7 protein-coding genes are annotated in these 8,445 nt (G+C 68.4%); all 7 read right to left on the bottom strand.

What is annotated here, in order from left to right; genetic code table 11:
• Positions 1-145, bottom strand: a 145-nt coding sequence (locus HMPREF0591_RS33970) for a WXG100 family type VII secretion target (RefSeq protein ID WP_007169989.1), incomplete at its 3' end; no start/stop codon positions are given.
• Positions 146-577: 432 nt separating this feature from the next.
• The gene (gene eccA, locus HMPREF0591_RS17640; protein WP_007169987.1) at positions 578-2,410 is read right to left on the bottom strand and encodes a type VII secretion AAA-ATPase EccA; all 1,833 of its coding nucleotides are present in this window, start codon (positions 2,408-2,410) and stop codon (positions 578-580) included.
• Entirely contained in the window at positions 2,407-3,603 is a 1,197-nt protein-coding gene (eccE, locus tag HMPREF0591_RS17635) for a type VII secretion protein EccE (RefSeq protein WP_040623044.1), read from the bottom strand. The genes eccA and eccE overlap by 4 nt, the downstream gene beginning before the upstream one ends.
• A gap of 20 nt (positions 3,604-3,623) precedes the next feature.
• Positions 3,624-5,468 carry a type VII secretion-associated serine protease mycosin gene (locus HMPREF0591_RS17630; protein ID WP_040623043.1) on the bottom strand — a complete coding sequence of 615 codons (1,845 nt, stop codon included), beginning with the start codon at positions 5,466-5,468 and terminating at the stop codon, positions 3,624-3,626.
• Positions 5,446-6,957, bottom strand: coding sequence for a type VII secretion integral membrane protein EccD (eccD, locus tag HMPREF0591_RS17625; RefSeq protein WP_007169984.1), 1,512 nt, complete (start codon positions 6,955-6,957; stop codon positions 5,446-5,448). The genes HMPREF0591_RS17630 and eccD overlap by 23 nt, the downstream gene beginning before the upstream one ends.
• A gap of 259 nt (positions 6,958-7,216) precedes the next feature.
• Positions 7,217-8,119 carry an ESX secretion-associated protein EspG gene (locus HMPREF0591_RS17620; protein WP_007169983.1) on the bottom strand — a complete coding sequence of 301 codons (903 nt, stop codon included), beginning with the start codon at positions 8,117-8,119 and terminating at the stop codon, positions 7,217-7,219.
• Between the two features lie 87 nt (positions 8,120-8,206).
• Positions 8,207-8,443 carry a WXG100 family type VII secretion target gene (locus HMPREF0591_RS17615; protein WP_083802021.1) on the bottom strand — a complete coding sequence of 79 codons (237 nt, stop codon included), beginning with the start codon at positions 8,441-8,443 and terminating at the stop codon, positions 8,207-8,209.
• Positions 8,444-8,445: the final 2 nt, after the last annotated feature.

Here is an 8,445-nt window from a genome sequence, read left to right as displayed (position 1 = left end):
CCACCGAACCGGCACCGCCCCAGAAGTCACCCGCGGCCAGCACATCGCGCACGATGGCCTGATGCTCAGCCTCCAGAGACGCCGCCTGGGCCCGGATCAAGGCACCGTGGGCGTCGACATCGCCGAACTGATAGTTGATTGTCATCCAGTTCCCCTACTGTTCACCAGGATGAAGGGTAAACGGGCTAATCTCCCGCACGCCTGATTAGCTGCTGTTAGTTTCCTGTGAGCGACGCTTTCCCAGCTCAGCATGGCTTTTGCGCGAATCCCAACCGCCCGGCGGCGCCGCTCGCGGCGTTGCTCGACGATGGCTTTTCTCTATTCGGATTTGTAAGAATCGTCAGGCGGCACTCGCGCGACGCCCACCCGGCCGGCGGCGGGCGGACGCACTAAGCGAGGCGCGGAACCCAATGTCGATGACACCAGCAGCGGACCGCCCACGCGGCCGGCGCCACGTCCGATCATTGCGGGCGCCTGCCGAAAAGGGCGTTCGGCAAGACAGATCAGTCCCGGGGGTGTCCGAGCCAGGAGCCACGGGTTTCAACCGCAGGTCGCCCCGTCGCGGATGGAGCCCGAGCTACGTCGACTTGTTCTCGGCGACCGCCGCGGACAGGCCCTCGGCGAGATCCTCGCGGGTCAGTTCCTTGAACCGCAGCAGTTGGCGCTCGCTGAATTCGGTGACGTCGCTGGCCAGCACCGCGTCCAAGTCCTCGTCGTCCAGACGGAAGCTGCGGTGATCGCGGGCCTTCTCCACCACGTTGCGCACGAAGCCGGCGTTGCCGAGCGTATCGATGCCGCGGATCAGGTCACCGTCTTCGGAGTAGCTCTCGTCGAGATAAAACCTGGTGTACGACGGCAATAGCGACTCGGCCGCCTCCTCGCTGATGACGTCCTCGTTCTCCTGCCCCATCAGCCGGGTCAACGCGACGAGCTCGTCCGGGGTATAGCTGAAGAACTCGATGACGGTCGAGAACCGCCGCCGTAGGCCCTGGTTCACGTCCAGCATCTTCTCCATGGCCTTGGCGTAGCCCGCGCCGAAGACGACGAGGTCGTCGCGATGGTTCTCCATGTACAGCAGCAACGTGTTGATGATCGCGTTGCCGTACGGATCGCCTTGCTGGTAACCCTTTTCGTGCAACGTGTGCATCTCGTCGAAGAACACCGCGCCGCCCAACGCTTCCTCGAGCATCTCCTCGGTGTTCTTTTCCGCGTCGGCCATGTACCGGCCCAGCAGCTTGGTGCGGCTGGTTTCCACCACCACCGGTTTGCGAAGCACCGTCAAGCCGCACAACTGCTTGGCGAACGCCCGCGCCACCGACGTCTTACCGGTACCGGGCGGCCCCAACAACAGGGTGTGCCGCGACGTCACCGGGACGGGCAGGCCCATCTTGGCGCGCGCCAGGTTGACCTTCGTCGTCGACTTGATCAGCTTGATTTCCCGCTTGGCGCGTTCCATCCCCAACATCGCGTTGAGTTCCGCGTCACCCTCGGCCAGATAGCGGGCGGCCTCCTCGGCGTGGCGAGCGGCCTCCGTCTCCGCGCGGGTCGGCGCGCTGTCCGGATCCCACGGATTCGTCCGCGCCTCAATGGTTTCCGGGTCCGTCAGGACCAGCCGGTAACTCGGGTTGTCCAGCGCTTCGCGGGCGGGGCTGAACTTCGGATCCCGCGAATACACCCGGCGCAGCAATTCTGCGGCTTCCTCCTCGCGGCCCAGGTGCCGCAGGCACATGCCCTGGGTATACAGCGCGATGTTTGCCGCGCCCGGCACCCGGTCGCCTTCGACGGCGTCCTGGCCGCGCCGCAGCGCCTCCTCGAAGACGCCGAGCGACGCCAGCGCCGTAGTGGCCATCGCCGCCCCGGCGGCCTTCAGCTCGGGCTGCCGCCAAACCTTGCCCTCGGGGAACTGGTTGAGCACATCCGGCCAGCGGCCGGTGCGGAAATACAGCACACCCCGCACATAGTCGACCAGCTCCTGCTCGAAGGGTTGTCGGGGCTCGACACCGTCGAGTAGCTCCGCCGCCTCCTCGTAGCGCTTCGCTTCGGCGAGAACGGCGGCGTATGCGCACGCCAATGACTCGACGCTGGTGACGGCCAACTGCAGGAACAGCCCGTCGGATACCTGGGGCCGGAAGTCCAGATCGGTGACCCCGAGCCGGCGGGTCTCCCACCCGAACGTCCGGACCGACGCCCACGCGCCGGCAAGCACCTCGATGCTGCGCTCCCCCGCCAGCAACCGCGCCAGCCAGGCGTCGCACATGCCCGGGTCCAGGTTGCTGGCAGTGGCGAACATCTGCGCGGCCACCTGCGGGTTGTGACTGGGCTGCAGCCCGTTGACCGATATCCCCGATGCCAACAGGCCGGCGACCATCGCGTTTCGGGCGCCCTCGGCGGTCGATTGCGGCCGCGTCATTGCGCTGCAGGCACGCCCGCCGGGCTCCCTCGCAGCTGATCGACCGACAGCACTAGGTCGTCGTCGTCACGCAGTACGCGGCTCGGCACGACAAGCGGGGCGCGTGTCGCGGGGGCGGGCATGCTGGCGCGGACCGCCGCCAACTGTCGCCCGGTGAGGCGGTTGAGGCCGGCCGACACGTCTCGTGGCAGCCGCTTTTCGCTGTGGTAGCGCACCCACGCCGACACCTGCGGCCGGCCCGCGCGAGAGGTCAGCCGGACCGTCAGGACGGTGGCGACGGTGTCCGCCTGCCACAGCTCGTCGAGCGTGTCGGTGGTGATGTCGGACGGCGTCACCCAGAAGCTCGTGGTGAAGCCGTTGAAATGCTTGAGGCGGCGCCAGCCCGGCCGGCTCCAGGTGGGCTCCAGGTCGGCGAGCACCGCGCGGTCCACCTCGGTGAGCTCCTCGGCCGTCAGCGGCCGCGCGGCGCAGGTGAGCCCGTCGAGGTCCTGGGCCAGCCGCTCGGTGGCCGCCACCAAGGTCGATGCCAGCGAGTCGCGGACCGCCACCGCGGCGATGTTGCGCTGCGGGTTCATCCGCAACACCAGCCAGGTGCGGCGAACGAACGAGGTGGGCTCGCCGTTGGCCACCTCCCACTCCTCGGGCCCGAAGTCGTCGAGCTTGGACAGCTCGGCGGCGTTACCGCCGCGGCGCACCTTGACCGACACGATTTCGATGTCATCGAGGTGAATGTCGAACTGGCGCAACCCATCTGCCACTGCCTGCACCAACAGGGTGGGCGGCGACGTCCGGTGCCGGTGGCGCGACGACGGGTCGCCCTCGCCGCCGTTCAACGCGATGACCGACACCAGCTGGCCCTCGTGCTCCCGCACGCCGACCCGGTCACGCCCGAACCGGCGCTGGTAGTCGAGCGCCGGCGTGCAACCCGCGCCCAGTGCGGTACCCGGATCGGCGGACCAGTCCCACAGCCAGGTGGCCAATCCCGAGGTCACCGTGACGCCGTGATAGGTGATCAGCGACAACAGGGCGACCAACGCCGCGAGGCCCACGCCCACCCAGAACGCGATGCGATAGGTGCCCTGCCAGGACTCGGGACAGTGGCTGGCCACCACCATGATCGCGATGTCCACCAGGAACACCGCGGTGACCCGTGGCCACGACAACGACAATCCGAACCTGCGCTGAGCTTTCATGACTGTTTGCTGCTCCGCCCTCATTGCTGCTTGCGCGATCGCTTCATCAGCATCGCCGTACCGAACACGCCCCCGCCGATCAGTAACGCCCCGAGCAGGCCTCCGGCGGCCACCCACACCGGCACCATGTCCCTGGGCGGGGCGGGCTTCGGTATGTTCAGCGGCGCCGAAAGTTGCTGCGGCGGCTTCAACGGCCCCTCGGGGACGTCCCACGTGAGCGCCGCCACCGGGTCGACGATGCCGTGGCCGATCTGATTGTCCACGCCGCGCGCCGGTGCGCGGGCGGTGCGGGTCAACCGATTGATGACCTGGTATGCCGACAGCTGGGGGAACTTGGCGCGAACGAGCGCGGCGACGCCGGACACGATCGCGGCCGAGAAGCTGGTGCCGGACGGGACCAGGAGCGTGTTGTCCGGGCCGTCGATCGCGTTGATCACGCCGTCGTCCCGGGGGGACAACCCGACGACGTCGGTGCCGGGCGCGGCGATGCCCACCCACGGACCGGCCACGCTCGTCGAACCCTGCCCCTGACCGCCCTGCGTCAGCGGCCGGCCATCTTCGCCGACCGCGCCCACCGTCAGCACATAGTCGCTGAACCACGACGGTGTCACGACCGTGGTGACGGAGCTCCAGTTGCGAGGATCGTTGGGCTGCAGCGGATCATGCGGCGGGTTCTGCTTGCAGTCCTTCTTGTTGGTGTCTCCGGCGGCGGCCACGATGACGGCGTTCTTGTCGACAGCCGCGTAGCGCACCGCGGCTCCCAGCGCACGCTGGTCGATGATGTTGCGCGCGCTCATGCAGGTGACGTCGGAGATGTTGATGACTTGCGCACCCATGTCGGCGGCGTGCACGATCGCTCGCGCCATCGTCTGGACGTTGTCGATCTTCGCCCTCGTCTGCGGGTCCTCGTCGCCGGTGTAGGCGTCCTTGAGGCCGAAGGCCTGGCTGGACTGGCGGATCGCGATGATGTCCACATCCGGGGCGATACCGCTGAACGCGTCGGGACCGGCCGACGGGGCCGGCGGCGGTGGCGGGGATGGCGGCGGATCCAGTGGGCGCGGGCCGACCGGGTAGTCGACGCCGACCACGTGGCTCCCGCCCGAGTGGCTGGGCATCGACACCGTGCTCGGGATCGTCACCGTGCCACCGACGTGGTTGCTCGCGGGGGCCTGCCCGGCCGGCGGCGGTCCCGGGGGCGGTCCCGCGGGTTGCTGCGGTGGTGGCGGCGGGGCCGGGGGCAGCCCGAACGGTCCCGGCGGCGGCTCCTCGGTCGGGGGGACCATCGTCACGGTCTGCGGCAGCGGCGACAGCGTCACCGTCTGGGGCGGCGGCGCTTTCGGCGGCGGTTCGGTCGTGGGGATGGTGACCGGACGGCGCGGAGCGGCCGGCGGCGGACCCGCGCCGTTGGCGGGCGCGGCGCCGATCATCGACGCCACGATCGTTCCGTGCGCGTCGCAGTCCGACAATCCATCGCCACCCATGACGTAGTCACCGCCCGGAATCAGGTGCGGAAACCTGGGGTGCGGGCTGACACCGGTGTCGATGACGGCCACCTTGATGCCGGCGCCGCGGCCGAATTGCCATGCCTCCTGCAGGTTCAGCATGTCCATGTACTTCGGCTGCAACCGGAAATCGGTGCCGGGCAGCACGCCCACCTCGGTGCAGTACGAATTCTGCTTCATCGGCGCGGGCGGACCGGGCGGACCGTCCGGCGGCACCGCGGCCGGATCGATCGTCGGCGGCGAAATCGCATAGGCGGGCGGGAGGCCGGCCAATGCTCCTGAGGAGAGCAAGACTGCGGCGAGGGCCGCGGCGGACGCGCGCCCTCGCCACACCTTGCCACTACCGGTAGCGGATGGCTGCATAGACATTCATCAACCACAATGCCAGCGGGAAGATCGGCATCAGGCAGAGATATTCGATCCATTCCACGAACTTGCGGAACAGCGGGCTGTAGATGGTGTTGGGCACCACGGCCGCGGACGTGAGGCCGGCCGCCGGCAGCAGAACCAGGATCGCCGCGCTGATCGACACGGCCAGGGGCGACTGCAGCACGAGCGCGTACCGCGCGACCACCGCGCCGACGATCAGGACGGCGGTGACGGCGAGGGTGATCGCCTGCCAGCGGTCGACGTAGGAGCGTCCGCGCAGCATCAGGAAACCGGCGCTGAAGCCGGCCAGCAACAGCGGCAGCCAGCGCTGGCCGGTGTGCGGATCCGACAACGCCGTCAGCGAGACCACCATCAACACACCGAGCCCGACCAGCAGGCCCGTCAGGAAGGAGCGCGCGCGTTCCGCCTGCACCAAGACGTCCCGGACGGAAGCGGGGCCCTCGAGCACCGGGGGTCCACCGTCGGACCGGACCACGGTGGTGGGCAGGTCGGGCCGGGCCTCGAACACCCAACGGCTGGTCGCCGAGGGGAACACCGGCAGGCGGATGCCGGCCAGCCGGCGGGAGAGCGCGGGAGCGGTGTGATACACCAGCACGCACACCAGGACGACGCTCGTCAGGAGCGTCACGGCGCTGGTCATCGCGACCATTCGCGCCAGGGCGGCGATCGCGGTGACCACGCTGACCGTGATCAGCGCGGTGTAGAGGCCCAGCCGGCGGCCGGTGAAACGCAGCGCCAGCATCGTGGCGATGGTGAGGACGCCGAAGCCCAGCACCGCGTGCGGGGACCCCAAGCCGCCGGGCGGCGCCGCCGCCGCCGACACCGTGAGCGGCGCCAGGCCGCTCAGCAGCATGATGTCGGCGATGCGGCGATCCTGGTCCGTGCGTGCCCGCATGAGCAGCATCAAGGAAACGCCCAGCACCACGAGGGCGATGACGGCGGAGTATGCGGTCGGCAGCCAGGAGTTGTGGTGCCACCGGTACCAGAGCAGCAGCCCCGAGGCGGCGGTCACCCCGGCCGCCACCATCGACGCGCCGACTTGCACCGCCATGACCGGGTCGATCGCTGCGAACCGCTTGCTGAGGTTTGCCGCAACCGCGGTGGAGATGTGCTCGATGACCTGCGAGCGATGCTCGGTGTCCTGGATGAACCGGATCCAGAGGCGGTCGCCGTCGTAGACGTCCTGTTCGGTCAGCGACTGGGTGGCCCGCAAGGGCGTGCCGTCGACCAGGCAGAGCGCCCACCTGCCGCGGCCGGTGGCCTCCAACGGGGTCTCGCCGAGCTCCCGGAGGCGGCTGTTCACCACCTTGAGCAGCGGCTCGGTCATCACCGAGACGGGAGCGTTCGCGTCCAGCAGGACGCCGATCTGTACGCCCGCCCCGGCCATAACACCGACCACGACCGCCCGAGGCTGCGAAATCCCCTCAACGTCAGGCTGTAGCGCTTCAACTACCGCAGTCATCGCCCTGAACCCCTTACCGTCGTGATTGTGTAACCCCGTGCCGCCGGCCGGGCCGGAGTCTGCGCCGGCCCACTCTCCGGGGCGCTGCGGCCCCCGGGAAAGCGCATCCCGGCTATTGCGAATTCCATCTACCCCGCCTTGCGATAAAACTCTGGTGACAGTGGTTTGAGATTTGCTGAATCTCTTAGAGAAGTATGCCGTGTTGGCATCTCAACCGCATGTTGAGTGCAAAGCCATTGGTGAACTTTGTGTTTCGTCGTCAGACCCTGCTGTGGGTTTTCCACTCGCCGTACGGGAGTGTGTCCAGCACCGTCTTGACGCCCACCTGTACCAACTGCGGGGTGGCCGGACAGATGGCGAGCCAGGCTTCCCCCGACCCGGCCGTCCGCGCCTGCTGGTAGAGCGCGATGCGGCCGCCGGAGCCGTCTTTGAGCGACAGCACCGAGGCGCTGGGGCCTTTGGCGTCGTCCCGGTATTGACGCGCGTACACCGCGACCTCGGCCGCGGGATCCGAGAGAGCCTGTCCCAGCGCGGCGACGGTGGCGGCGCTGATGCCCATCCGCCGCAGGTCGCCGCCCGAAAACACGTTGAATCCCGACTCCTGCCAGGATTTCGTCGCTTCCAGCATCTCCTCCAGCGGCACGTTGACCGCGTTGATCGCCGCCGGCTCCGCGTGGTGGATCGACTCCAGCGCGTCCAAGACCAGGGACGCGATCGAGGCGCTGTCGGCGATGGCGACGTCATCAACGGTGATGTCGCTGCCCACTCGCACCGCCGACACCCAGTGCTGGCCGCGGCGGGCCAGCACCACCCGGAACTCGTTGTCCGGGATGTCGCGCGACCCCGGAGGCTGGTTCTCGTCGTCGACGACGCCGTAGAGCAGCTTGCCCCGCGACAGCAGGGCGATCACCTCGAGGTCCGGCGCGGCCAGCACCCTCATCCGAGCGGCCACATGCTCGTTGACCTGATCGTTCTCGACGATGCCCTGCTCCCGCATCACCGCCATGCCGGGATGCTCGTTGAGCCAGTCGTTCGAGTCGGTCGAAACATATGGCCGGCACCGCAATTCCGGTGCGACGTGGCGGATGTCCAGAAGTGCCTGGAGCATCCAGAAACCGTCGACGTTAACGGTGATGTCGGTGCGGGCGGTCTGTTGGTCCATCACTACCTCAAGGGTTCAAAGTGCACGGTAACCGCAGGACGCGGCAGCACACCGACGTGTGGTGTGCTGCCGCGCCTGAAGTTGGGGTTAGGCCCAGCTGGACCCAACGGCGCTGTCGGTGCTGGCCATGTTGCTGCCGGCGCTTTGCACCTTCTGCCCGTGGGCGTTGGCCTGCTCGTAGATCACCTGGAAGTTGCGACCCAACTGGGTGATGAACTCCTGGCAGGCCACCGAACCGGCACCGCCCCAGAAGTCACCCGCGGCCAGCACATCGCGAACGATGGCCTGGTGCTCAGCCTCCAGAGACGCGGCCTGGGCCCGGATCA

It is taken from the genome of Mycobacterium parascrofulaceum ATCC BAA-614 (assembly GCF_000164135.1).
GTDB lineage: Bacteria > Actinomycetota > Actinomycetes > Mycobacteriales > Mycobacteriaceae > Mycobacterium > Mycobacterium parascrofulaceum.
Note: the sequence above shows the minus strand (reverse complement) of the source record. Positions and strands in the feature narration are given on the sequence as shown.